The organism is Nisaea sp. (assembly GCF_017640745.1).
In the GTDB taxonomy this organism is placed as follows: Bacteria; Pseudomonadota; Alphaproteobacteria; order Thalassobaculales; family Thalassobaculaceae; genus Nisaea.
Genome location: NZ_JAEPQA010000007.1, coordinates 59,262 through 81,827 on the forward strand (window position 1 = coordinate 59,262; position 22,566 = coordinate 81,827).

Here is a 22,566-nt window from a genome sequence, read left to right on the forward strand (position 1 = left end):
CCGGATGTGGAACGCGGTTAGGAGGTCAGGTCCTGGAACTGTTGGATTTCGGAGGTCACGACATCCAGAAGCATGCTGTGAGTAAGCTGCGACTTCAGGATGAAACGGTTGATATCCTTGACGTTTGTCGCATCGCTTTCGGACAACATGGCTGGCTGCCCGGTCCGGATTATGATCCGGATGTCGCTGTTCGCGATTTCCTCGCGAATGTGCCGCGCAAGCTCGAACCCGGCTTCGGGCGTTTCCATTACGACGTCCAGCAGCACCAGGGCGATGCCGGGGCATTTGCTCAGTACTTCGATACCTTCCGCCCGTGAATAGGCGTGATGGAAATGCAGCGGCCGGCCCAGAACGGTCTCGCCACCAAGCGAGAACAGGGTCGATTGATGCACATCGGCATCGTCATCGACGATAAGGATGCGCCACGGAATCTGGTTGTCCGGAGCAGCGTGATTGTCCGACTCGTCTTCGTCGGCGAAGACCAGCTCGTCGCTGTCCTCGGAAGCGCTGCCGGTGGTGGATTGGCACATCTGTCCGGACAGCCCGAGGAGCCGCATGGCACGAGGGCCGGAGATTGCCCGTTCCGGTAGCGTTCCCAGAAGGTATTTCATGCAGCCTGCCTCCACATTCCGGCTTCCGAAGTTGATGCCTTTTCCACCAGCTTCCTTCGGGAGCTTGCCGATATTCGTGGCATTGCACCCGAAGCACCCGAAGTTTTTAAGGAGTTTGCCACAAAACCTTTAACCGGGAATGAATCCTGGAACCTTGTTTGGAAGTGGACCGCTGAAAGGCCAGAGATCAGCCGACGAATGCCCGTTCGACAACGAACTGGGCCGGATTGTTGTTCGCCCCTTCGATCAGCCCGGCTTTCTCGCAGAGCTCCTTCACGTCTTTCAGCATCGCCATGGAGCCGCAGATCATCGCCCGGTCGGTTTCCGGATTGAGCGGCGGAACGCCCAGGTCCTCATAGAGCTTGCCGCTCTCCATGAGATCGGTGATGCGGCCCATCTGCCCGCTCTGTTCGCGCGTCGTGGTCGAGTAGAGGGTGAGCTGCGGTCCCGCGAGTTCGCCGAAAACCTCGTCCTCCTTCAGCGATGCGACCAGTTCCTTGCCATAGGTGAGTTCGGCGACCTCGCGGCAGGTATGGGTCAGGATGAGTTCGTCGAACTTCTCGTAGGTCTCCGGGTCGCGGATCACCGAGGCGAAGGGCGCGATCCCGGTGCCGGTGGAGAACATGTAGAGGCGCTTGCCCGGAAGCAGAGCGTCGTTGACCAACGTGCCCGTCGGCTTCTTGCGCATCAGCACGGTGTCGCCCGGCTGGATCTTCTGCAGATGTTCGGTCAGCGGGCCGTTCTGGACCTTGATCGAATAGAACTCGAGCTCCTCGTCCCACGCGGGGCTGGCGATGGAATAGGCGCGATAGACCGGTTTCTCGGCGTTCGGCAGGCCGATCATGACGAATTCGCCGGAGCGGAAGCGAAAGCTCTGGGGGCGCGTCATGCGGAACCGGAAAAGCCGGTCCGTATAGTGTTGCACCTCGGTGACGGTCTCGGCGAAGACTCCGTCCGGGACCGGAAATCCTCCGGTGCCGCGCGCTTCCGCGCTCTCCGCGATCGTGGCGTGACTGTCCATCATATTCACTGTACCTGCTCTCCTGTTGAGAGGTCCGGCGCCTCGGCCGGCACCGCCCGGTCCGGGCGGCGGTTGAGGTCAACGGCCCTAAGGTTGGGCTAGCGACCGCCGTTTTCTATCCCCGGCGGCCTTTCGGTTCAATCTTTCCATGCCCTGCGCGGCGATTGGTCTCGCATTTGTCGCGATGACGCATTGCTGGAAGGATTCAGGCGGCGGCCTGACTGCCGGGGCCGGGCGAATGCCGCACGGCGCCGTTCTCGTCGAAATGAATGCCGCATTCGGTCTTCTCGAGCCGGGCCCAGCGACCGGCCCGTTTCGGGCCGTCCGCCGCCGACGGGTCGGTGCAGGGTGCGCAACCGATCGAGCGGTATCCGGCCGTCTGCAGTGGATGCCGTGGCAGATCCCGGACCGTGAATTCGGCATCGATCCGGGCCTCGTCCCAAAGAGCAAGCGGGTTGAGACGGATGCGGTCGCCGAACTGCTCGATCGGCTCGATGTTGAGGCGCGCATCGCCGTGCGCCCGCTTCCGCCCCGTGACGATCAGCCCGAACGGTGTGATCGCCTGGCGCAGCGGCAACACCTTGCGCAGATTGCAGCAGGCATCCGGATCGCTCTGCCAGAGCGTGCCGTCCCGGTCCTGGCGCTTGATCAGGGCTGTGGAAGGCGTCGCGTTGCGCACGTCTTTCAGGCCCAGCCGCGCAACCAGTTCGTCGCGGTAGGCCAGCGTCTCGGCAAAATGCTTCCCGGTGTCGATGAAGATCACCGGAATCCTTCTGTCGACCTCGGCAACAAGGTCCAGCAGAACCGCGGACTCCGTTCCGAAGGAGGCGATCACCGCGCTCCGTCCGGGAAAAACATCCTGGGTCAGGGCGTGCAGCAATGCGGCCTCGTCCAGACCTGAATATTCCTCGACAAGCCTGCGGTGAAGTGCTGCCGTCTCGTCTTCGTCACTGTCGTGGCGGACGTATGAGTATCTTCCGCCGGTCGTTACCCGTTCGATCGCTTGCGCCATGATCCTTTATCCATTCCGCGTCGCTCGCGGGCGGTCCCCGACGATCGGGCAGGGCTGCCCGTTGACGGACTTTCGTCCGCCTCGCCATCGTCAAGGTCATGCAAGATCGCGTCTCGCGCGTCATGCCCGCCACTCGGTTCGGGCCCACGGGAACGTCCCCGTGGCGCTTTAGCAGTTGGTGACGCGGATGCAAGCTGCCCTGTCAAATCCCGCGGGAAGGATCACCCCTTCCGAGGATGAAGGTAGGGATCGGGATTTGCAGGGTCAACGCATTGAAAAGGCTGGAAAGTCAAATAAACCGAACCGTTCCCGGATCGGCTGTCGTCGGATCAATTCCGTCTCCGGCCCCGGCGCTGACGAGTGGATTCTTTGCCCTCCCCGCCGCCGAGAAGCTCCGCCGTCGAGCCGGTGAGCGTGCCGCAGGCGGCAATGATCGCCGGCATGTCGGGAGCGTCGCCCTTCGTGTGAGCGTCGAGCGCTTCGCGCATCGCGCGGATATGTGCCGGCGTGGTTCCGCAACAGCCGCCGATGATCCGGGCCCCGAGATTGACGGCGAGCCGGGCGCAGGCCTGCATCAGTTCCGGTGTGCCGGTGTAGCGGATTTCGCCGTCCTCGTAGACCGGGATGCCGCAATTGGCCTTGGCGACCAGCACGTCACCTTCGTCCAGCTTGCCGGCGATGCTGAGCAGGCCGACGAGCAGGTCCGAGGCGCCGGTGCCGCAATTGCCGCCGAAGGCAAGCGGGCGGACCGGGCGGGCGTGGACCATCTCCACGAGGCGCTGCGGTGTCATCCCCATCATGGTGCGGCCGTTGGTGTCGAAGGAAAGCGTGCAGACCGCAGGCAACCCGACTTCGTCCGCAGCGTCGAGCGCGGCGGTCAGCTCTTCCTCGGAGGAGATGGTCTCGACCCAGGCGACGTCCGCGCCGCCGTCCTTCAGGCCGCGCATCTGCGCTGCAAAGCTGTTCTTGCCGTCCTCGACGGTGAGCGGGCCGAGCGGATGGTAGAGATCTCCGGTCGGCCCGACGCTGCCGGCATTGACGATCTTGCGGCCACTTTCCGCGATCTCGGCTGCCAGCAGTTCGGCGGCGGCCTTGTTGATCTCGTAGACCCGGTCTTCCGCCTTGTGCAGCTTCAGCCGGTTCGCCGTCCCGCCGAAAGTGTTGGTCAGCACGATGTCGCTGCCGGCCTCGATGAAGTCCCGGTAGTGCGCACGGATCTTCTCCGGCTCCTCAAGGTTCCAGAGCTCCGGTGCGTCGCCGTGTTGCAGGCCGCGCGCAAAGAGGTTCGTGCCGGTCGCGCCGTCGGTCAGCAGCCAGGGTTTTTCGGCGAGGAGTTCGGAGAGCAGATCGGTCATGGGGCAAGCCTGCAATTGGCAATGGCGCGTCGGCGCAGCAATATGGAGCTCAATAGCGAAATGCAATCGCGTTGATTGCCCGGTGGGCGACACCAAGTGTCGTGGACCGAACCATTTTCGAGCGACAGGAGTTCCCATGGCCGCGGACGTCATCGACTACAGGATCGAGGGGGATCACGCCCCGCTCTTGACCGTCACGCTGGATCCGGGCGAGGCGGTGCAGGCCGAGGCCGGAGCGATGGTGATGATGGATCAGGGAATCCGGATGACGACCGAGCTCACCGGCGGTTTGCTGGGCGGCCTGTTTCGGAAATTCTCCGGCGAGAGCCTTTTCCTCACCTATTTCATCAACGAGGCGGACGAGCGCCAGGACGTCTGTTTCGCGGGCTCGATGCCGGGACAGATCCGCCCCATCGATCTCAGCAAGAACGGCGGGCTCTTCTACTGCCAGCGCGACGCCTATCTCTGCAGCGCCCGCGGCGTCGATGTCTCGATCGCGCTGACCCGCAAGCTCGGCGCGGGGTTCTTCGGAGGCGAGGGGCTGATCCTGCAGAAGCTCGAGGGCGACGGGTTCGCCTTTCTCAATGCCGGCGGCACCCTGGTCGAGCGGGAACTCGGCGAGGGACAGAGGATCACGGTGGATACCGGATGCCTCGTCGGCTTCTCGGGTACTTGCGACTACGACATCGCCTTCCAGAAGGGAATCCGCAATCTGGTGTTCGGCGGCGAAGGGATCTTCGTCACCCACGTGACCGGCCCCGGCCATGTCATCGTGCAGACGCAGCCGATCGCGGAGCTGGCGATGTCGCTCGCCCGGCTGATGCCGAAAGAAGAGAAGTGACGGGGGCACTATGGGAAAACACAAAAACCGCCGCTCGGTATGCGAGGGCGGTTCCGTGTTTTGGACTGGGTAGATACCGCCGAAGCGGCAAAAGCCCCGAGGGCTCTAGAAGCCTTCGCGCTCCATGCGCTTGCGCATGAGCTTGCGATAGCGGCGCACCGCTTCGGCTTTCTCGCGCGCCCGCTTTTCGGACGGCTTTTCGAAGTTGCGACGCAGCTTCATTTCCCGAAAGACACCTTCGCGCTGCATCTTCTTCTTCAGCGCGCGCAGGGCCTGATCGATATTGTTATCGCGGACCGTTACATGCACGAAACCCGACCTCCAAAACAACTGTGCGAATTCAGAACACAAAGTGCCCCCAGGGATTGCGCTCCCCATGGGCAGGAGGCGGGTATGTATCACAACCGTTCGCGACTTGCAAAGCCCGGGTTTGCATAAATCGCGCGGTTATCTGCAGAGCTGCTTTGCACAGCCCCTGATGCCGCCCGGGTGAAGGTCGAAAGCCCGAAGCGCGGTTTACCCTGCGATGTTAGCGCTCTATATCGAAGACATGACAGCACAAAAGATCGTTCGGATGGGAGATCCGGTCCTGCGCCGGCGGGCGGAGGAGATTGCGGATCCTGCCGCGGAAGAGATTTCCGCGCTCGCGGAGGACATGGCCGACTCGATGGCCGCCGCCGGCGGTGTCGGCCTCGCGGCACCGCAAATCGGTATCTCGAAACGGATCATTGTCTTCAAGGTCCCGGCCGAACGGGCGACTGCGGAGACGAATGACGGGCCGCTCGACCTGCAGGTTCTGGTCAACCCGGTGATCGAGCCGCTCTCTGGCGAGTTGGAGCTCGGCTGGGAGGGGTGCCTTTCCATTCCGGGCCTCAAGGGCGAAGTGCCGCGCTATCGCAAGATCCTTTACCGGGGCTATGATCTGAACGGCGAGAAGGTACTGCGCCAGGCGGAAGGTTTCCACGCACGTGTGATCCAGCACGAGGTCGACCATCTGGACGGCATTCTCTATCCGGAGCGCATGACGGACATACGGCGATTCGGCTATGGCGAGGAGCTGCTGCGCGCGGCGGCGGACATCCCGGCGCGTGAAGAAGAAGGAGACGGCAGATGAGCGACGATACCGGTCTCGACAAACGCGAGGCGGAGCGCGACCGGGTGCTGGACAGCATCCTCCCGCACGTCATGTTCGACGGCTGGAGCCGCAAGGCGCTGAAGCACGGCGCCGAGGATGCCAGCATTTCGGCCTCGGAGCTCGACCGGCTGTTCCCGGCGGGCGTCGGCGATTGCATCGGGCATTTTCTCGACCGCGCCGACCGCGAGATGGTGCGGGAATTCCAGCGCCGCAATCCGTCGCAGATGAAGATCCGCGACCGGATCGCCGCCGCAGTCCGTATCCGTCTCGAGCAGGCCGAGCCGCATAAGGACGCGGTGCGCCGCACGCTGGCCTATATGGCGGTTCCGGGGCAGGGCGGTCTCGGCACCCGCAGCCTCTACCGGACCGTGGATGCGATCTGGAAGGCGGCGGGCGATACCTCGACCGATTACAATTTCTATACCAAGCGCGGGCTGCTCGCGGCGGTCTACAGTTCGACCCTGCTGTTCTGGCTGAACGACAGTTCCGAGGACCATGTCGAGACCTGGGACTTCCTCGACCGGCGGATCCGCAACGTCATGGCCATACCGAAGCTGACCGGGCGTCTGAAGGAAGCGGCCGAAAAGGTAAAGAACCCGTTCGAGGCGCTGAAGACCTGCGCCCCGAAACGGCGTCCTTTCGCCGGCGCGCGGTAGGCCTCAGCCCGCCAGAGCCGCTTCGATCCCGGCGGCGACCGCCAGCGTTTTCGCGTCGCCCATCGTCTCGCCGACGACCATAAGCCCGACCGGACCCGTGCCCGCCTCATGGCAGGGCAGGGAAACGGCCGAGCGGTCGAGGAAATTGCCGAGCGACGGGTTGCGCAGCATCAGCATGTTGGTGGTGTGATAGAGGTGCTCGTCCGCCTCAAGGCTGGCGATGCTCGGCGCGACGGCCGGTACGCTCGGCATCAGCACCGCGTCGTAGTCCCGCGTCGCGGCGTTCGCGATGGCCTGGATCTCCGCCCGGCGGCGCTGCAGGATCACATAGTCCGCCGCCAGCATCTTCGCGCCGCCCTGGATTCGTGTTCCGACCCGGGGGTCGTAATCCGCTTCCTTGCGCGACAACAAATCGCGGTGGATCGCATAGGCCTCCGTCGGGGCGAAACCGCCGGCCCGGTTCGAGGCCGGGATCTCCAGCAGCCACTCGAAACTCTTCTCTTCCAGGATCGCACCTGCCTTGGAGAGCCGGTCGAGCGCGGCCTCGAATGTCTTCGCGACATGCTCGTCCATATCGTCGAGCACGAGCGTGCCCGGCACGACAAGGCGCATGCCCTTGACCGGGAACGGCTTGACCGGCTTCGGCGTCTCGCCCGCCATGATGGCGTCGAGCAGGGCGCAGCAGGCGACCGAGCGGGCGAGCGGGCCGATGGAATCGAGACTCCAGGACAGTGGGAAGGCGCCTTCGGTCGGGACCCGGCGCGCCGTCGGCTTGAAGCCGGTGAGCCCGTTCAGAGCCGAGGGGATGCGGACCGAGCCGCCGGTGTCGGTGCCGATGCCGGCCGCCGCCATGCCGTCAGTGACGGAGATCGCGGCGCCGGAGGAGGAGCCGCCCGGAATCCGGCCCGTCGCACGGTCATAGGGGTTCTTCGGGGTGCCGTAATGCGGGTTCAGCCCGAGGCCGGAGAAGGCGAACTCGGTCATGTTGGTAAGCCCGACGATGACCGCGCCTGCGGCCCTGAGACGGGCGATAGCCGGCGCGTCCGCGGTGGCGGCGGGTTCGTCCTTGCGGGCGACGGAACCTGCCATCGTAACCTTGCCGCGGATATCGAACAGGTCCTTCACGGAAATCGGGATGCCGGCGAGCGGCGAGGGAACAATGCCGGTGGCCCGGAGCGCGTCGCTCGCCTTGGCCTCGGCCCGCGCCGCGTCGGAGAAAACGCTCGTGAAGGTGCGGGAGCCTTCGCCTTTCGGGTCTTCGATCCGCGCCAGCGCTTCTTCGGTCAGTTTCTCGGAGGTCGTCTTGCCGGCGGCGAGGTCGGCGGCGAGGTCTTTGAGGGGGGCGAACATGGTCTCAACTCACAAGTGGAAGGGTATGGATGTCGTAGGCATGGGAGATCTTCGCCCCGCGCACCGGGTCCTCGATCTCCATCGAAAAACGGTCCGCCGGGCGGATGCCGCCGATCGCGGCGAAAGTCCCGAGCAGCATGACGGTCCCGGGGGCGAGGTCGCCCTTCGCGTATTTTTCCATCATGGTCTCCGGCCGGTGGATCGCGCCGAGGGTCCCGTCCTGGTAGAGCACTTCCTCGCCGCCGATCACGACGCGGGAGCGCAGCCGGATCTGGTCCCAATGGTCCAGCAGTTCCTCCAGCGGCCAGGCCTCTCGGGCCAGCACCTTTGGGCACATCTGTTTCGAGGCGGCGACGGAATAGGCCTCGGCGGCGCGGTCGGTATGGTCGGAGCCGACGGTCACCCATAGCCCTTCGTCGCTGGCGATCAGGACCGCCTCGACCTCTCCCGAGGTCTCGGTTCCGACCACCTGGATCGCATCGTCCTGCATGAGAATATTGACCGCGTTCCGGTAGAAGAGGGGCGTCTGGCTCGGCGGTGCGACGCCGATCGCCTTCAGCTCGTCGATATGGTGTTGCAGGGCTTCGGCATCCCGGCCGCTCCAGCCGCCGACAACCAGGTTTGAGACGCTGACGGCGAGCATTCCGCCGTCGGGTTTTTCGAAGCGGAGCGTGACATGGGCGCCGTCGCGCATGATCTGGTTCCCTATCTGGTCTGGTCGGATGCCGGAACGGCGAGAGCGGAAACGATATCCGCTTCCGCCGCGCCGGGAAAGGCGGCGCGAACGAGTTTCAAAAGACTGTCTTGAATTCCATCTCCGGCGCCCGGCGCCGCAAGCGAAAGGTAGAGCCGCAGATTGCCGACTGCCGCTCGGACAGGGTCGTCTCCGCTCCCGGACAGCCCTTCAAACGCCGCGTGAAGCCGCGCCTGCTGGATCTGTTCCGCGGACAGTTCGAGGGCAGCGACCTGCTCACGGAACGCGGCAATTTCCGAGTCCACAGCGAGCGGCTTCAGGTGGCGCCGGACCGCTCTCAGAGGCGCGATGACGGGTCCGGCCCACTCATCGGCAAGCTGGATCGCCCGCCGGACCGTCTCGGAATCGAGTGCGACGCCTTCGGTCCCGAGCCAGCAGCACAACAGCAGGAGATTGACGTCGACGTCGTATTGGTCCTGCAGATCGAGGCATGCGGCAGCCGCGCCGTCCCTGGCGTAGGTCGTGAGGGAGTAGGTCCAGAACGGATTGTCGAGTGCGCACATTGGTCATGCCTAGCATGCAAAAGCGCCCTACCAAACGGGATCGCTTTGCGATATGACAAATCTATTCAGCATATGGACGGCTACGGAACACCGCGTTGGAAGCAGACCGCGAAGAACTGTCACGCAGGCTCGAAGAGCTCAAGGTGGAGCACCGCGATCTTGACGACGTGATCGCCCGCCTGGCGGAAGACGGCCCGTTCAACCAGCTCCAGATCCAGCGTCTCAAGAAGCGCAAGCTCCTGCTGAAGGATCAGATCATCCGGCTCGAGAGCGAGCTCCTGCCAGACATCATCGCCTGAGCGGGCCCCGGCGTCCGGTGTCCGCCAGAACCATCATCTGTACGGCAAGCGACGACCGCTTCTTTCAGGTATCGCTCAGCCTTCTGCGCTCGATCAGGGATCAGCAGAGCGCCGATATCGACATCGGCTATCTCGATCTCGGATTGTCCAAGGAGAACCGAGAGACCCTGGCAAAGTTTGCGCCGGAAATCGCCTTACCAGGCTGGGACATCGACTTCGCGCCACAGAGCGGTGATCGATCGACGATCGGGGCCGGTTTCAAGGCGATGGTCTCACGCCCGTTCCTGCGCGACCACTTCCCCGGATACGAGATTTATATCTGGATCGACGCGGACGCCTGGGTTCAGAACTGGTGGGCGATTGAGTGGCTCCAGAATGGCGCTTCCGGCGGCCGGCTCTGCATCGCGCCGGAACTGGACCGTGCCTACAAACATTGTTTCGAGATCAAACCTTACGTGCGCTGGATCTTCGAGAAGCAGAAGACCTATTTCGGCGAAGATGTTGCGCGGCGCTTCGGGTACAGCCCTGTTCTGAATAGCGGTGTGTTCGCCATGCCCGCTGCGCACGGAATCTGGAGTATTTGGCGGGAGGCGCTGGCAGAGGCGCTTTCGCGTGACGTCAGTTTTCATGTTGAACAGATGGCGCTCAATTACGCTGTTTACAGTTCCGACCATCCACGGTGCTTCTTGCCAGCGACTTTCAACTGGATTGCCAACATGGCGCTTCCAGCCTTCGATCCCGAGTCCGGTGAGTTCGTTGAGCCCGATATCCCCCATCGCCCGATCGGGGTCCTGCATCTGACCGGCAATACCAAGCTCGCCAATCAGAGGATCGCGCTGGTCGGGCGCGAGGAAACGATGGAATCGCGGCTCTTCTACGATCCTCGGCGGCGGAAGAAGGCCACGGTCAAATGAAACCGGACCCGGCTTCTGCAAGGATGCCGATGGCGAACCGGAAGTCCTCTTGCGAGATGTTCAGCGGCGGGGAGAGGGTGAGATAGCGGCCGTCCGCGGTACCTGTATTGAGCCCCAGCCTGTAGCAGCCGTTTTTCAGTGCTGACAGGTTGTCGTGATCCGCGCACTCCACCGCCATGGCGCAGCCAATGCCCCGTGCGCCCGCATAGACGGGGAGTTTATTCGAGAGCGACTTCAGTTCTCCGAGCGCCCAACGGCCCATGCTTGCGGATCTTTCGACAAGTTTCTCGTCATCGATGATCCTGAGCGTCTCGATCCCCGCGCGGGCCAGCATCGGATTTTTCTGGTGGGTGTAGTGACCGATCCCGAGATGCTGCGCGACGTCGAGCTCCGCATTGGCGATCACGGCCGATAGGGGCAGGATGCCGCCGCCAAGCGATTTGCCAAGCACGGTGATGTCCGGCACGGCTTCGAAATGCTCGCTGGCGAAAAAGCGGCCGGTCTTGCCGAGACCCGTCGGGATCTCGTCGAAGATGAGCAATGTTCCGGTGCGGTCGCAGAGTTCCCGGACCTCCGGCCAGAACCAGTCGGGCGGCAGATGGGGTGTCGCGCGGATCGGCTCCGAGAGGATGGCCGCGATGTCGCGTGCCGCGAGATAATATTCCAGCGCCTCGAACGCGGTCTGCGCCGCCGCCTCGGCGGTTTCCCCGATGTTCCGTGGCCAGAAGGCATGGACGTGATGGCAGCCTTCGAGAGCGGGAAATTCCTCCCGCTCCGCAGCGGTGCCACCGACCGAAAGCGCCCCGAGTGCCGCGCCGTGCCAGCTGCCGTCGAAAGCGATCGTCTTCGTGCGTCCCGTTGCGACATAGGCGAGCTTGAGCGCCATCTCGATAGCGTCTGTGCCGGATACGCCGAGCAGAACGCGCGCATTTCCGTAAGGCCATCGCGCGGCCAGCATCTCCGCGAGTTCGACCGCCGGCTCCGAGGTGAAGAGCCGCGGGGTGAAGGTCAGCGTGTCGAGCTGCTGTTTCAGCGCCGCAACCATGCGGGGGTGCGCGTAGCCGATATTGTGGCAAGTGTTGCCGTGGAGATCGAGGAAGCGGTGACCGGTCTCGTCCACCGCCCAGGCGCCCCGGCAAGAGGCGAAAGCATGAGCGACCGGGGTGGAGCCCGCCTGATGAAGAAACGCGGCGGCATCCCGTCTGCTGATGGACTCAGTCACGAACCGTTCCCTTCTGCTTACTCCCTTACGACTCAACCACAAAGCGCGCCCCGACAAAAGCCGTCAGTCCGCGCTTGTAACTGAAAGCTTCGCTCCTATAATGCCGCGCTTCTTTGACCCGCTCCGCCGCAGACGCGGGGCCGTTGGAAGCAGGATGGCGCATATGGCCGAGGCCGCGACACCATTGGTCGGCATTATCATGGGAAGCCAGTCGGACTGGGAAACCATGAAGGAAGCCGCCCTCATTCTCGAAGCCCTGAAGGTTCCGCACGAAACCCGCATCGTCTCCGCACATCGCACGCCGGCGCGCATGACGGACTACGCGGCAACGGCGAAGCAACGGGGTCTCAAGGTCGTCATCGCCGGCGCGGGTGGCGCGGCGCATCTGCCGGGCATGGTCGCGGCGCAGACGACGCTTCCGGTGCTTGGCGTGCCGGTCGAAAGCAAGGCGCTGAAGGGCATGGACAGCCTGCTCTCCATCGTGCAGATGCCGGGCGGTATTCCAGTCGGCACGCTCGCGATCGGCAAGGCGGGAGCCAAGAATGCCGGCCTTCTGGCGGCGGCGATCGTGGCCAACGAAGACGACGCCCTGCACGCCCGTCTCGCGGCCTGGCGGGAAGCCCAGACCGACTCGGTCGGCGACGTTCCGGTGGATTCCTGATGCCTGAGGTTCTGGCGCCCGGAGCCGTCATCGGAATCATCGGCGGAGGGCAGCTCGGCCGGATGACGGCGCTTGCCGCTGCTCCCCTCGGCTACCGCTGCCATATCTTCACCCCGGAAGAAGACAGCCCGGCATCGCAGGTCGCCGAACGCACGACGGTCGCGTCCTACGACGACGAAGCTGCGCTCTCTGCGTTCGCCGCCAGCGTCGATGTCATCACCTACGAGTTCGAGAATATTCCTGTCGACACGGTGGAGCGGCTTTCGAAGCTGGCTCCCGTGCGGCCGCGTCCGAGCGTGCTGGCGGTCTCACAGCATCGGGTCGCGGAGAAGGACTTCGCGCGCGATGCGGGGGCGGGAACGGCGCCTTACAGGCATGTCACCAGCCTTGAGCAGTTGCGCACGGCGGTCGAGGAGATCGGCCGTCCGGCGGTCCTGAAAACCTGCCGTTTCGGGTATGACGGCAAGGGGCAGGTTAAGATCGTGGCGGAGACGGACCTCGCGGAAGCCTGGGGATCGCTGAACACGGACGACGCGGTCCTGGAAGGGTTCGTGGACTTCGAGAAGGAGATTTCCGTCATCGTCGCGCGCGGTGTCGATGGAACCTCGCGCGCGTTTCCGGTCGCCGAGAACCATCATGTCGACCATATCCTGAGCACCAGCACAGTCCCCGCGGCGATCGCCCCGGCGACTGAAAGCGCAGCGCGTTCGGTCGCGGAAGCGCTTGCGAAGCGTCTCGATCTCGTCGGTCTGCTCGCGGTGGAGATGTTCGTGACCTCCGACGGCAAGGTCCTTGTCAACGAGGTTGCGCCCCGGCCGCACAATTCCGGTCACTGGACCCAGGACGGCTGCGCCACCAGCCAGTTCGAGCAATTCGTCCGCGCCGTGACTGGGTTGCCGCTCGGCCCGGTCGATGTGCGCTTTCCGACGGTGATGCAGAACCTGATCGGCGATGAGGTCGAGCAGTGGAAGACGATCGTCGCGGAGCCGGATGCCAAACTGCATCTCTACGGCAAGTCCGAAGCGCGTCCCGGCCGCAAGATGGGCCATGTAAACCGGATCAGGGTTTCCTGATCGGGAGCGATCCGGTTTCGATAAAATGTCGAACGGCGGCGCCCATTCTCGCTGCGCGGCCGTTCGTGAGGGTGGGTTCCGAGGGCTTTCTTACCGGCAACAGGTTTCCGAACAGCGGATCCCAGCCGTCGCCAAACCGGAAATAGGATTTCTCAAGACCGATAACCGGGACGCCTACGGAACAGGCGAGTGCGAGTGCAGCCGTCGCCGGGGCCACAACGAGATCCAGGCAGGACATCAGGGCGGCAACGCGGTCGAGTTCCCTGACCTGATCGAGATCGGCGAAATCATGGACCGTCACATCCATCGTCTCGCGGATTTCGAGAAGCTCCTCTGTGGCGTCGCCATATTGCAGGTTGATCAGGGTAAATGTGCGGTTCGGGATCGCCCCGACCAATTCGGCCGCGGTCAGGTAACCGGTTCGTCTGTGGCCGGTCAGGAGCGTCCCGCTGCGCCAGCAAAGCCCGAAATACGGGCCCGGCCCGAGTGTCCCGAGGCGGTTCTTCCAATCACGGACGAGTTCGGGGTCCGGCTGCAATGCTCCGGTGGGCGCGGGAGCCGCGCTTGCATCCCTGCGGAAGAAGGCGGGAAGATCGCCGCTGAAGACAGCGTGAGAGAAATCTCTCTCGCTGCAAACAACCGAATAATCGTAGGCGGGCGATCCATCCTGAGATGCCCGGAGTTGCTTTTCGATCAGGTCGATCTCGGGATAGGTGCGTTTCAGCAGCGGGTGGAGCCGTGTATCGGTCTCGACGGTCAGTTTCTCGGCTCGACCAAGCAAATCAGGCAGGCAGCTGAGGAACGCGATATCGTCCCCGATGCCCTGCTCCGATGCTACAAGGAGGTGCCGCGCCTCACCCCTTTCAGGTGTCCAGCGCGGTGGCATTGCAATCCGTCCCGGGATCTTCCGCATTTTCAGGCGGTGGCCCCAAAAGCGCCAGCCCAGCTCAATTTTTCCGGCACTGAAAGCCGAAAGTGACAGATTGTACCCGATGTCTCCGAAGTTCGGATCGGCAGCCAGGCCGTACCTCGCCGCGCGAATGGCGCCCGTGAAATCGCCGAGATGGAAAGCTGCTGTTCCCAGCGAATTGTAGGGTGGTGCCAGTTCCGGCGCCAAAAGGATCGCGTGCTTGGCGGCGCTCAATGCTCCCGGATAATCGAGATTGCCGTATCGCGAGGAGGCGAGTTGGTCCCATCCGCGAGGGGCGGCAGGCTGGAGCACGACGGCCAGACGCCTCGGTGTTTCTCCGCGCCAGCGGGTGACGTCGGAGATGTCGCCATCGCGGAAGTTTGCGTAAAACTCGTGCTGTTGCGGCGCCAGCATGATCCCGCGCTTGGAGGCGGTATCGGCCGCGCGGGTTGCGCCGAGAGCGCTCTGCACTTCCTTCAGATGAAAATAGGTCTCGATCAGATCCGGTGCGCGGGCCCGGGCGATTTCAAGGACAGGAAGCGCTTCCTGAAGTCTGCCCGCTTTGCGGAGAGCGCTTCCCAACCGTAGCCAGGTCGCCGGATCCTGAGGCAAGAGTTCGGTGGCCCGCCTCGCCCGTTTGACGGCGATGTCGGCCTGATCGCTTTCCAGGTGAACGATCGCCGCATTCAGGAATGCCGTGCCGGACTGAGGGTTTACAATGCAGGCGCGTTCGTAGGCCCACATCGACCTGGGAGCTCTGCCCATTGCCCGAGCCGCGCTGCCGAGATGGTCGTAGTAACTGCCCGCGTCCGGACGCTGGAGAATGGCCTTGGAGATGCAGCGTGCCCCGAGAGAAGCAACTCCCGACTGAAACAGCAGCGTCCCGTACAGGTGGAGAATATCTGGATTGGGGCCAATATTGTCGAGCAGGCATTCATATAGCGGCCGCGCCGCCTCAAGCTTGCCGGATTCGTGAAGAGAGAGCGCCTCTCTGAACAGACGATCAGGATTTCTCAGGGCGTCCGTCGCCGCTTCTGAAGAACTGTTCATCAATCTGCCGTCCGCTCCGGAAAGCGCGTTCCAATCTATTCGATCCGCGATCCGGTCATAGTAGAGCGGTCGAACTCAGCAACGTCCAGAGGTCAGTCACAGGCAAAGCCTTGGTTCCGGGTGTTTCGCCGAGAAAGTCGAGCGGTGTTGTTCAGGTGCGAGATCAGCTCCGCCCGAAGAGCGCATCGAGCCGCTGCCAATAGGCCTCGCGGATCTTGTGGCGCCGGATCTTCAGGGTCGGCGTCATCATCGCGTTCTCGGTCGTGAACGGGCCGTCGGCGAGCATGAAGCGGCGGACCTTCTCGATCTGCGACAGCCGGCCGTTCGCCCGGTCCATCGCGGCGGCGATCGCCTTGATGAAGTCCTCGTTGCCGGAAAGCTCCGCCAGGTCGGGTGCCGCGCCGTTGGTCTTGGCCCATTCCTCGACAAAGGTCTGGTCGGGGACCAGAACGGCGACGAGATAGGGGCGCTTGTCCCCATATGTCATCGCCTGGGCGATTTCCGGTTCGACCGTGATCTGGCCCTCGACCCGCGCCGGCGAGATATTGTCGCCGCCGGAATTGACGATGATGTCTTTCTTCCGGTCGGTGATGACGATGTAGCCGTCCTCGTCGATCTTCCCGATATCGCCGGTATGCAGCCAGCCGTCGACAATCGTCTTGGCGGTGGTCTCAGGATCGAGCCAGTAGCCCTTCATCAGCAGCTCGCCGCGCACCAGGATCTCGCCATCGGCAGCGATCTTGACCTCGACATCCTTCAGTGGCGGGCCGACGGTGTGGATCTTCACCAGCTTGCAACGGTTGCAGCTTACGACCGGGGAGGCTTCGGTCTGGCCGTAGCCCTGCAGGATGCGGACACCGAGGGCGAGGAAGAAGGTGCCGATATCCGGATTGAGGGCGCCGCCGCCGGAAACGAAGGCCTTGAGGCGCCCGCCGAAGCGAGTCGAGACCTTCTTGCGCACGAGCGCGTCCAGCAACAAGTTCTCCGCTTTTTCCCGGAGCGAAAGACTGGCTGGATCGCGGTAAGCCTTGGTGCCGAGCTCGACCGCGCGATGGAACAGTTTGGCGCTGAGCCCGCCCTTGGCATCGACTCCGCGCCGGATCCGGTCATGCAGGACCTCGTAGAGCCGGGGGACCGCGGTCATGATTGTCGGCTTCGCCTCGGCCAGGTTCTGCGCGACCTTGTCCGGCCCCTCCGCATAATAGATCTCTGCGCCGATCGAGATCGGGAAATGCAGGCCGCAGGCATGTTCGTAGGAGTGCGACAGCGGAAGCAGCGAGAGGAAGACCTCGTGCTCCAGGCCGAGTTCCGAGAGCAGGTCGTGCGCGCCGTCGCAGTTCGTCAGCAGGGAGCCGTGGGTCAGCATGACGCCTTTCGGACGTCCCCCGGTGCCGGAAGTGTAGATCAGGCTGCAGACCTCGTCGCGCTTCAGCTCCGCAGCCCAATCCGCGGGATTTCCCTCGACGCTCTCCCCGCGTTTGCAGAGCTCCTCCCATCCGACGACATTGACGCCGGCCTGGGTCGCGCCGCCGGTATTCTCGATCGTGACAACGGTCTCGCAGGCATCGGAGCTGCGGGCGGCAGGCATCAGTTTCTTTGCAAGCCGGTCGGTCGAAACGATGGCGGCCTTCGAACCGCTATGGTCCAGCACGAACAGTATGTCGTCGCTCGTCGCGGTGGTGTAGGCGGGGACCGCGATGGCGCCGACGGCCATGATCGCGAGGTCGGCGATCACCCATTCGGGCCGGTTCTCGGAGAGCAGCAGGACCCGGTCGCCCTTGCCGATACCGATCGCGCGCAGACCCTTGGCGCAGCGCGCGACCTCAGCGCGGGTCTCGCCATAGGTGAGAGACTGATAAACCCCGTCGCGTTTCGCCCAGAGAAAGGGGCGGTCCGCCAGACGGGAGGACTGGTCGAAGAACAAAGTTGCGAGATTACGAACTGCCTTGTAGTCCATTAAATCAGGTCTCCTCCCTCCGCCCCGAATTGTCGCACGGGGCTGGAAACGACATGCCGGCGACCGACATGGATGAGCTGTTCGCTCTTCAGTTACTTGAATGGATACCGATATGGCCGAAGCCGCACAATCCGAACTTGGCGCTCTCCCTGAATGGGATCTCTCCGATCTCTATCCCGGCCCCGACTCCGACGCTCTGAAGCAAGATCTCGAGAAACTGGCCGCGGACGCGAAGGCTTTCAAGGCGCGCTATGCAGGAAAGATCGCGGGACTGGACGGCGGCGAGCTGGGCAAGGCGGTGCAGGCTTACGAGCGCATGGACGAGGTCATGGGGCGCATCATGTCCTACGCCTATCTCGTTTATGCGGGTGATATGGGCAGCGCCGAGAACGGCCGCTTCTTCCAGTCCATGCAGGAAAAGGTCAACGCTGCCGGCACCGACCTGCTGTTCTTCACGCTTGAGATCAACCGTATCGAGGAAGCGGATATCGAGGAACGGCTGAAGGCAGCGGAGCTTGCCTTCTACAAGCCGTGGCTGCGCGATGTCCGCGCCTTCCGCGAGCATCAGCTTTCCGACGAGATCGAGGAGAAGCTGCACGAGAAGTCCGTGACCGGGAAATCCGCCTGGGTCCGGCTGTTCGACGAGACCTTCGCGCGCCTGCGTTTCCCGTTCGACGGCAAGCAGCTGACCTCGGCCGAGGTGCTCGACAAGCTGAGCCACAAGGACGGCACGGTGCGCGAGAAGGCGGCGAAGAGCTTTGCCGGCGTGCTGAAGCAGAATATCGGGCTCTTTGCGCTCATCACCAATACGCTCGCCAAGGACAAGGCGATCGAGGACAAGTGGCGCGGCTACGAGTCGCCCATCTCGTCGCGCAACCTCGCCAATCAGGTCGAGGGCGAGGTGGTGCAGGCGCTCTCGGACGCGGTCACCGGCAGCTATCACCGGCTGTCGCACCGCTATTACGCGCTGAAGGCGAAATGGTTCGGCGTCGAGGCCCTGAACTACTGGGACCGCAACGCGCCGCTGCCGGACGATGACGACACCACGATCACCTGGGACCAGGCGACGAAGACGGTCCTGGATGCCTACGGCGCCTTTTCGCCGGAGTTGGCCGAGGTCGGCAAGCGCTTCTTCGACAATGCCTGGATCGACGCGCCGGTGCGTCCCGGCAAGGCGTCGGGCGCCTTCGCCCACCCGACGGTACCGAGCGCGCATCCCTATCTGCTGCTGAACTACCAGGGCAAGACGCGGGACGTGATGACGCTGGCGCACGAACTCGGGCACGGGGTGCATCAGGTGCTTGCCGGCAAGCAGGGACAGCTGCTCTCCGGTACGCCACTGACTCTTGCCGAGACCGCCTCGGTCTTCGGCGAAATGCTGACCTTCCGCGCGGTGCTGAAGAGCAAGACCGACCCGAAACAGCGCCGCACGATGCTGGCGAGCAAGGTCGAGGACATGCTCAACACGGTGGTCCGGCAGATCGCCTTCCACCAGTTCGAGACCAAGGTGCATGCGGCGCGCCAGGACGGTGAGCTGATGCCGAACGATCTCGGAGACATCTGGATCGAGACCCAGAAGGCGAGCCTCGGCCCGGCGATCAAGTTCGACGAGGATTACCGGAGCTTCTGGTCCTACATCCCGCACTTCATCCACTCGCCGTTCTACGTCTACGCCTACGCGTTCGGCGATTGCCTGGTGAACTCGCTCTACGCGGTCTATCAGGACGCGGAGGAAGGCTTCGCGGAGAAGTACCTGGAGATGCTGTCCGCCGGCGGGACGCTCCGGCACAAGGAACTGCTCGCGCCCTTCGGGCTCGATGCCAGCGATCCGGCGTTCTGGTCCAAAGGGCTCGATGTCATCGACGGCTTCATCACCGAACTCGAGGCCATGGAGTGATGCGGACGCCCGAGGCGCTGCGGCACCGTCTGAACGGATTTCCGCGGGTCCGCCTCGGGCATTTTCCGACCCCGCTGGAAGAGATGGAGCGGCTCGGCGCCCATCTCTCTGAAGAACTCGGCCGCAAGATCCCCGCGCTCTGGGTGAAGCGGGACGATTGCACCGGCGTCGCCACGGGCGGCAACAAGGTGCGCCAGCTCGAATACTCCTTTGGCGCTGCGAAAGCCGCAGGCGCCGATACGGCGGTGATCACAGGCGCGGTGCAGTCCAATTACATGCGCACCGCCGCCGCCTTCGCGGCGAAACTCGGCATGGAGTGCCACGTTCAGCTCGAGAACCGCGTGGAGGGCATGGGCGAGGAGTACCACAAGTCGGGCAACGTCCTGCTCGACCGGATCTTCGGCGCCCGCATGCATCATTTCCCCCTCGGCGAGGACGAGAAGGCGGCCGACACCAACCTGGCGCGCATCGCCGAGCGGCTGAAAGGGGAGGGCCGGAAGCCGTATCTCTTCACTCTTTCCCCTGACACCAAGCCGACCGGAGCACTTGGCTACATGCAAGGGGCGGTCGAGCTATTGGAACAGGCCGCCGCGGACGAGATTGCCTTCGACGCGGTGGTCGTGCCGACAGGCAGTGCGGCCACCCATGTCGGGACGCTGCTCGGCCTCCGGCTCGCGGGTTATGAGGGGCCGGTGCATGGAATCTGCGTCCGGCGTGACGCTGCCAGCCAGTCCGAGCGGGTGCGCTCCATCCTCCGGCTCGCCGAGGAGATGCTCTCCTGCGGCAGGATCGTCGAGGACGACGAGGTGATCTGCCGCGACGACTGGCTCGGTCCTGGGTACGGCAAGCTGGTCGACAGCACCCGCGAGGCGATCGATCTCGCCGGGCGCCTTGAGGCCCTGATCGTCGACCCGACCTATACGGCCAAGAGCCTCGCCGGCCTGATCGGTCTTACCCGCGCCGGAACCTTCGCGGGGATGGACAATGTCCTCTACATCCATACCGGCGGCCTGCCGGGGCTCTTCGCCTACAGGTCCGCGCTTTATCCGGAAGATTGATCCCTATCTTTCAAGTACTTGCATTAACAGAACCTGTAGTTACAATGTGGGCATCGCCTCACGGCGTCCTGTCCGCGGAAAGGGCTGCGCCCAAATCCGAGTGATCGTCATCTGATCGATTTCCTCGCCTGTCAGGCGGACACAGGCGGTAGATGACGAGGGAATCGTATGACAGCTTCCAACGCACCGGCCTCCGCCGGTCCGCGCGAGTTTTTCGGCGGACGGCTCAATCTCGAACAGCAGCGCAAGTGCGCGAAAGAGCTGCTGGAACTCGTGCGCGACGGCGACCCGCAGGCCTGCGGCCGGGTCAATACCCATCACCCGAACGCAAACATCGACGACTTCAAGCTCGCCGAGGCGCAACTCGTGATCGCGCGGGAAAACGGGTTCCTCAGCTGGCCGCGCATGAAGGCGCATATCGAGCGCCTCCGCTTCGACCAGCTTCGTATCGAGGCGGGCAAGCCGGATCTGCCCGATACGCCCGAGACGACGCATATCCGCTGCGGCGAGGATATCCGGCACAGCCTTGAGGTCGGAGGCTTCAAGGGACGCTTCCTCGAATTCTCCGATCCCTACTGCCAGGGGCCTGTTCCGCGGGTGCCGCAGGCCGAGTTCATTTCGCGCCGGGCGGACTTCATCGCGGGAGCCTACGGCCGCGCGCAGGAAGAAGCGGAGGCCCGCCTAAAGGCCGAATACGCCGCCGTAGAGAAGCTGGCGGAGGGCGCGCCGGCGGTGCTCTGGTTCGAGCATGACCATTACGATCAGCTGATTCTGGCGCGTCTTCTTTCGTCCTTCCACCGGACGGAGACGCGGCCGGATCTGAAGATGATCTGCGTCGGTCAGGTGCCGGGCGTGCAGGACTTCGTCGGCCTCGGCCAGCTTCACCCGGAAGTGCTGCTCTGGCTCTGGGAATACGAACAGCGTCCGGTGACGGAGGAGCAACTCGCGCTCGGCGCGCGGGTCTGGGACGCGGTGACCGATGCGAGTCCGTCGGCGCTGGCGGAGATCGCCGCCGCCGGGACCCCGGCATTGCAACTGATGGCGCCGGCGCTCCGGCGCCACCTGGCGGAGCTTCCGGCCCCCAAAACCGGGCTCGGCATGACCCAGCGGATCACCCTGTCGATCCTGGATGACCTCGGTGACATGCCGGCCGGCCAGATCTTCCAGATCCTGATGGCGCGGCGGGAGCCGTTGCCGTTCCTCGGCGACCTGATGTTCTGGCACGTGCTGACCGAACTCGCGAAGAGCACCGATCCGGTGATCCTGATGGACCCGGAGAGCGCGGGTCAGCCCTGGCCGAAGCGGGTCTTCTCCCTACGCGATGCGGGCCGGCGCGTGCTCGCCGGCGAGGAGGATTACGTCTCGATCCAGCGCGGTGTGCGCTGGGTCGGCGGGGTCGAGATCCGCCCGGGCCGCTCGGCCTGGCGTTGGGACGAGGAAAAGGGCGAGGTGCTGAGGGCCTGATCCGGCTTGGAGTGCCGCGCCCTCCGCATTAGCATTGGCGAATGCTGCGCGAAGCTTTCACCTATCTGACGACCCCGTGTCCGCAGCCTTATCGGCGCATGGGGTTCCTCACCGAATGCGTCGGGATCGAGAGCCGCTACCGGCGAAACCGGGACGCGTGGGCGCCGCATCTCGATCGGAGCCGGAAGCTGATTCTCGCTGCGGCCGAGCGGTGCGAAACGAGGGACACGGTTCTCATCTTCGGCGCCGGGCTGCTCTACGACATCCCGCTTTCCGCTCTACTCGGGCGTTTCGACAGGATCGTTCTGGCGGACCTGCTTTTCATGGGGCCGGCAAGACGTGCGGCCAGGAGCAATCCGCGGCTGGAACTCGCGACGCTGGACGTGACCAATTCCCTGGATGCGCTTGCGGACGGCAGGAGGGATCTGTCGGTGCCGACGGCCTATCTCGACGACCCGTCGATCTCCCTTGTCGTCTCCGCGAACGTGCTCTCCCAGCTCTCGATCGTGCCGAACGAGTATCTTGAACGCAGGTTTTCCCAGAGCGAGGCGGCGGGCGAGGACCTGGGCCGGGGTCTGGTGCGCGCCCATCTCGACTATCTCGGGTCCTTCGCCTGCCCGGTGGCGCTGATCACCGATGAGGCCCGCATCATCCGCGACCGTTCTGGCGCCGTGAGCGGAACGGTCTCTGCGCTCCACGAGGTTCCCTTGCCGGAGGGCGGGGAAAGCTGGAACTGGGATATCTGCCCGCTCGGCGAGATCGACCGGGACCATTCGGTGACGCATCGGGTACGGGGATATTCGGGCTATCCAAAGAACTGAGG

At 63.9% G+C, this 22,566-nt stretch carries 22 protein-coding genes; 11 read left to right on the forward strand and 11 right to left on the reverse strand.

Annotated features, from left to right (window positions below; genetic code table 11):
- Positions 1–17 precede the first annotated feature (17 nt).
- From JJ959_RS07145 to bmt, 4 genes are all read right to left on the reverse strand, one after another.
- Positions 18–611 (reverse strand): hypothetical protein, encoded by a 594-nt coding sequence (locus JJ959_RS07145; RefSeq protein WP_292881431.1) that lies wholly within the window; start codon positions 609–611, stop codon positions 18–20.
- 187 nt (positions 612–798) lie between these two features.
- Entirely contained in the window at positions 799–1,635 is an 837-nt protein-coding gene (locus JJ959_RS07150) for a ferredoxin--NADP reductase (protein ID WP_292881597.1), read from the reverse strand.
- 202 nt (positions 1,636–1,837) lie between these two features.
- Positions 1,838–2,644: a phosphoadenylyl-sulfate reductase gene (locus tag JJ959_RS07155; RefSeq protein WP_292881434.1), complete on the reverse strand. Its 807-nt coding sequence runs from the start codon at positions 2,642–2,644 to the stop codon at positions 1,838–1,840.
- 329 nt (positions 2,645–2,973) lie between these two features.
- On the reverse strand, positions 2,974–3,999 hold the full coding sequence (bmt, locus tag JJ959_RS07160) for a betaine--homocysteine S-methyltransferase (RefSeq protein ID WP_292881437.1): 1,026 nt from the start codon (positions 3,997–3,999) through the stop codon (positions 2,974–2,976).
- Between the two features lie 136 nt (positions 4,000–4,135).
- On the opposite strand from bmt, the gene JJ959_RS07165 reads away from it, so the two are divergent.
- Positions 4,136–4,840, forward strand: coding sequence for a TIGR00266 family protein (locus tag JJ959_RS07165; RefSeq protein WP_292881439.1), 705 nt, complete (start codon positions 4,136–4,138; stop codon positions 4,838–4,840).
- A gap of 105 nt (positions 4,841–4,945) precedes the next feature.
- Here the strand turns inward: JJ959_RS07165 and rpsU are convergent, their stop codons facing one another.
- Positions 4,946–5,149: a 30S ribosomal protein S21 gene (gene rpsU, locus JJ959_RS07170; RefSeq protein ID WP_028467376.1), complete on the reverse strand. Its 204-nt coding sequence runs from the start codon at positions 5,147–5,149 to the stop codon at positions 4,946–4,948.
- Between the two features lie 241 nt (positions 5,150–5,390).
- On the opposite strand from rpsU, the gene def reads away from it, so the two are divergent.
- Positions 5,391–5,954: a peptide deformylase gene (def, locus tag JJ959_RS07175; RefSeq protein ID WP_292881444.1), complete on the forward strand. Its 564-nt coding sequence runs from the start codon at positions 5,391–5,393 to the stop codon at positions 5,952–5,954.
- Complete coding sequence (locus JJ959_RS07180) at positions 5,951–6,631, forward strand: COQ9 family protein (RefSeq protein WP_292881446.1); 681 nt, start codon at positions 5,951–5,953, stop codon at positions 6,629–6,631. Before def ends, JJ959_RS07180 begins: the two co-directional genes overlap by 4 nt.
- Before the next feature lie 3 nt (positions 6,632–6,634).
- Here JJ959_RS07180 and JJ959_RS07185 read toward each other — a convergent pair whose 3' ends face one another.
- From JJ959_RS07185 to JJ959_RS07195, 3 genes are read right to left on the reverse strand one after another with little or no spacing between them, the layout of a single operon-like run.
- The gene (locus tag JJ959_RS07185) at positions 6,635–7,981 is read right to left on the reverse strand and encodes an amidase (protein ID WP_292881448.1); all 1,347 of its coding nucleotides are present in this window, start codon (positions 7,979–7,981) and stop codon (positions 6,635–6,637) included.
- 4 nt (positions 7,982–7,985) lie between these two features.
- A complete protein-coding gene (locus JJ959_RS07190; RefSeq protein ID WP_292881450.1) occupies positions 7,986–8,675 on the reverse strand; it encodes a DUF2848 domain-containing protein in 690 nt (229 codons plus the stop codon).
- 11 nt (positions 8,676–8,686) lie between these two features.
- A complete protein-coding gene (locus JJ959_RS07195; RefSeq protein WP_292881452.1) occupies positions 8,687–9,238 on the reverse strand; it encodes a TIGR02444 family protein in 552 nt (183 codons plus the stop codon).
- A 95-nt stretch (positions 9,239–9,333) separates the two neighbouring features.
- On the opposite strand from JJ959_RS07195, the gene JJ959_RS07200 reads away from it, so the two are divergent.
- Entirely contained in the window at positions 9,334–9,537 is a 204-nt protein-coding gene (locus tag JJ959_RS07200; protein WP_193188225.1) for a DUF465 domain-containing protein, read from the forward strand.
- 17 nt (positions 9,538–9,554) lie between these two features.
- On the forward strand, positions 9,555–10,451 hold the full coding sequence (locus JJ959_RS07205) for a hypothetical protein (protein WP_292881454.1): 897 nt from the start codon (positions 9,555–9,557) through the stop codon (positions 10,449–10,451).
- Here JJ959_RS07205 and JJ959_RS07210 read toward each other — a convergent pair.
- Entirely contained in the window at positions 10,444–11,673 is a 1,230-nt protein-coding gene (locus JJ959_RS07210) for an aminotransferase class III-fold pyridoxal phosphate-dependent enzyme (protein WP_292881457.1), read from the reverse strand. The genes JJ959_RS07205 and JJ959_RS07210 overlap by 8 nt on opposite strands.
- 163 nt (positions 11,674–11,836) lie before the next feature.
- Between JJ959_RS07210 and purE the strand changes: the two genes are divergently transcribed.
- Together purE and JJ959_RS07220 are read left to right on the forward strand one after the other, a co-directional pair.
- The gene (purE, locus tag JJ959_RS07215; RefSeq protein ID WP_292881598.1) at positions 11,837–12,334 is read left to right on the forward strand and encodes a 5-(carboxyamino)imidazole ribonucleotide mutase; all 498 of its coding nucleotides are present in this window, start codon (positions 11,837–11,839) and stop codon (positions 12,332–12,334) included.
- Complete coding sequence (locus JJ959_RS07220) at positions 12,334–13,407, forward strand: 5-(carboxyamino)imidazole ribonucleotide synthase (RefSeq protein WP_292881460.1); 1,074 nt, start codon at positions 12,334–12,336, stop codon at positions 13,405–13,407. The genes purE and JJ959_RS07220 overlap by 1 nt, the downstream gene beginning before the upstream one ends.
- Here the strand turns inward: JJ959_RS07220 and JJ959_RS07225 are convergent.
- A complete protein-coding gene (locus JJ959_RS07225) occupies positions 13,394–15,367 on the reverse strand; it encodes a tetratricopeptide repeat protein (RefSeq protein WP_292881601.1) in 1,974 nt (657 codons plus the stop codon). The two genes, JJ959_RS07220 and JJ959_RS07225, sit on opposite strands and share 14 nt — an antisense overlap.
- A 163-nt stretch (positions 15,368–15,530) precedes the next feature.
- Positions 15,531–17,324 carry a long-chain fatty acid--CoA ligase gene (locus JJ959_RS07230; RefSeq protein WP_292881462.1) on the reverse strand — a complete coding sequence of 598 codons (1,794 nt, stop codon included), beginning with the start codon at positions 17,322–17,324 and terminating at the stop codon, positions 15,531–15,533.
- Positions 17,325–17,436: 112 nt separating this feature from the next.
- On the opposite strand from JJ959_RS07230, the gene JJ959_RS07235 reads away from it, so the two are divergent.
- From JJ959_RS07235 to JJ959_RS07250, 4 genes are all read left to right on the forward strand, one after another.
- A complete protein-coding gene (locus tag JJ959_RS07235) occupies positions 17,437–19,221 on the forward strand; it encodes a M3 family oligoendopeptidase (protein WP_292881465.1) in 1,785 nt (594 codons plus the stop codon).
- Positions 19,221–20,279, forward strand: a complete 1,059-nt coding sequence (locus JJ959_RS07240) for a D-cysteine desulfhydrase family protein (RefSeq protein WP_292881467.1) — start codon at positions 19,221–19,223, stop codon at positions 20,277–20,279. The genes JJ959_RS07235 and JJ959_RS07240 overlap by 1 nt, the downstream gene beginning before the upstream one ends.
- A gap of 168 nt (positions 20,280–20,447) precedes the next feature.
- On the forward strand, positions 20,448–21,743 hold the full coding sequence (locus JJ959_RS07245) for a DUF1835 domain-containing protein (protein WP_292881469.1): 1,296 nt from the start codon (positions 20,448–20,450) through the stop codon (positions 21,741–21,743).
- Between the two features lie 41 nt (positions 21,744–21,784).
- Positions 21,785–22,564 carry a hypothetical protein gene (locus tag JJ959_RS07250; RefSeq protein WP_292881470.1) on the forward strand — a complete coding sequence of 260 codons (780 nt, stop codon included), beginning with the start codon at positions 21,785–21,787 and terminating at the stop codon, positions 22,562–22,564.
- Positions 22,565–22,566 lie beyond the last annotated feature (2 nt).

Excerpts from the sequence above, each read along its gene's own strand:
- JJ959_RS07145 (WP_292881431.1), bottom strand. The coding sequence starts at position 611 with ATGAAATACCTTCTGGGAACGCTACCGGAACGGGCAATCTCCGGCCCT.
- JJ959_RS07150 (WP_292881597.1), bottom strand. The coding sequence starts at position 1,635 with ATGATGGACAGTCACGCCACGATCGCGGAGAGCGCGGAAGCGCGCGGC.
- JJ959_RS07155 (WP_292881434.1), bottom strand. The coding sequence starts at position 2,644 with ATGGCGCAAGCGATCGAACGGGTAACGACCGGCGGAAGATACTCATAC.
- bmt (WP_292881437.1), bottom strand. The coding sequence starts at position 3,999 with ATGACCGATCTGCTCTCCGAACTCCTCGCCGAAAAACCCTGGCTGCTG.
- JJ959_RS07165 (WP_292881439.1), top strand. The coding sequence starts at position 4,136 with ATGGCCGCGGACGTCATCGACTACAGGATCGAGGGGGATCACGCCCCG.
- def (WP_292881444.1), top strand. The coding sequence starts at position 5,391 with ATGACAGCACAAAAGATCGTTCGGATGGGAGATCCGGTCCTGCGCCGG.
- JJ959_RS07180 (WP_292881446.1), top strand. The coding sequence starts at position 5,951 with ATGAGCGACGATACCGGTCTCGACAAACGCGAGGCGGAGCGCGACCGG.
- JJ959_RS07185 (WP_292881448.1), bottom strand. The coding sequence starts at position 7,981 with ATGTTCGCCCCCCTCAAAGACCTCGCCGCCGACCTCGCCGCCGGCAAG.
- JJ959_RS07190 (WP_292881450.1), bottom strand. The coding sequence starts at position 8,675 with ATGCGCGACGGCGCCCATGTCACGCTCCGCTTCGAAAAACCCGACGGC.
- JJ959_RS07195 (WP_292881452.1), bottom strand. The coding sequence starts at position 9,238 with ATGTGCGCACTCGACAATCCGTTCTGGACCTACTCCCTCACGACCTAC.
- purE (WP_292881598.1), top strand. The coding sequence starts at position 11,837 with ATGGCCGAGGCCGCGACACCATTGGTCGGCATTATCATGGGAAGCCAG.
- JJ959_RS07220 (WP_292881460.1), top strand. The coding sequence starts at position 12,334 with ATGCCTGAGGTTCTGGCGCCCGGAGCCGTCATCGGAATCATCGGCGGA.
- JJ959_RS07225 (WP_292881601.1), bottom strand. The coding sequence starts at position 15,367 with ATGAACAGTTCTTCAGAAGCGGCGACGGACGCCCTGAGAAATCCTGAT.
- JJ959_RS07230 (WP_292881462.1), bottom strand. The coding sequence starts at position 17,324 with ATGGACTACAAGGCAGTTCGTAATCTCGCAACTTTGTTCTTCGACCAG.
- JJ959_RS07235 (WP_292881465.1), top strand. The coding sequence starts at position 17,437 with ATGGCCGAAGCCGCACAATCCGAACTTGGCGCTCTCCCTGAATGGGAT.
- JJ959_RS07240 (WP_292881467.1), top strand. The coding sequence starts at position 19,221 with ATGCGGACGCCCGAGGCGCTGCGGCACCGTCTGAACGGATTTCCGCGG.
- JJ959_RS07245 (WP_292881469.1), top strand. The coding sequence starts at position 20,448 with ATGACAGCTTCCAACGCACCGGCCTCCGCCGGTCCGCGCGAGTTTTTC.
- JJ959_RS07250 (WP_292881470.1), top strand. The coding sequence starts at position 21,785 with ATGCTGCGCGAAGCTTTCACCTATCTGACGACCCCGTGTCCGCAGCCT.